The organism is Amycolatopsis thailandensis, assembly GCF_002234405.1.
In the GTDB taxonomy this organism is placed as follows: Bacteria; Actinomycetota; Actinomycetes; order Mycobacteriales; family Pseudonocardiaceae; genus Amycolatopsis; species Amycolatopsis thailandensis.
On the sequence record NZ_NMQT01000348.1, the window covers coordinates 1 to 749 of the forward strand.

1 protein-coding gene is annotated in these 749 nt (G+C 75.0%); it reads left to right on the forward strand.

Going from position 1 to position 749, the window contains the following annotated elements:
- A partial coding sequence (locus CFP71_RS42815; RefSeq protein WP_143267331.1) for a M20 metallopeptidase family protein occupies positions 1–749 on the forward strand: 749 nt, incomplete at both ends.

The window sequence follows — 749 nt, forward strand, 5'->3', positions numbered from 1 at the left end:
CGTCGCCACCTGCCGCGCGGCGGCGGCCGTCGGGGTGCCGCGGCCGCTCGTGGCGCTCTTGCAGCCGCGGGAGGAGACGTCGCCGTCCGGCGCGCTGGACATCGTCGAGTCCGGCGTCCTCACCGAGTACGGCGTCGACGCGGTCATCGGCGCGCACGTCCAGCCGCGGCTCGCCGCGGGCGTGGTGTCGGCGGTACCGGGACCGGTCAACGCCTCCACCGACGAGTTCGACGTGATAGTCCGGGGCCAGGGCGGGCACGCCGGGTACCCGCACCTGCTGCGCGACCCGATCCTCGCGCTCAGCCAGATCGTGGTGAGCCTGCAGCAGCTCGCGAGCCGCCGGGTCGACCCGGTGTTCGGCGCGGTCTGCTCGGTCGGCCGGATCGAGGCGGGCCGGACCGCGAACGTCGTGCCGAACGAAGCCCGCCTCTCGGGCTCGCTGCGGCTGATGCGCGCCGGGGACCGCGACCTCGCGCTGGAGGGGCTCGCCGAGATCGTCCACGGCACCGCGAAGGCGCACGGCTGCCGCGCGGAACTGGAGATCAGCCCGTGCGAACCGGTGCTGCGCAACGACGCCGGGCTCACCCAGCGCGCGCACCGGCGGCTCGTCCGGGCCGGAGCGGGCGTGGACACCGATTTCCGGTCGTTCGGCGCCGACGACTTCGCGCACTACTGCGGGACGACGCGCGGGCTGATGATGTTCGTCGGCCTCGGTGACACCGCGGGCGCGCCGAGCCTGCACGACGAAC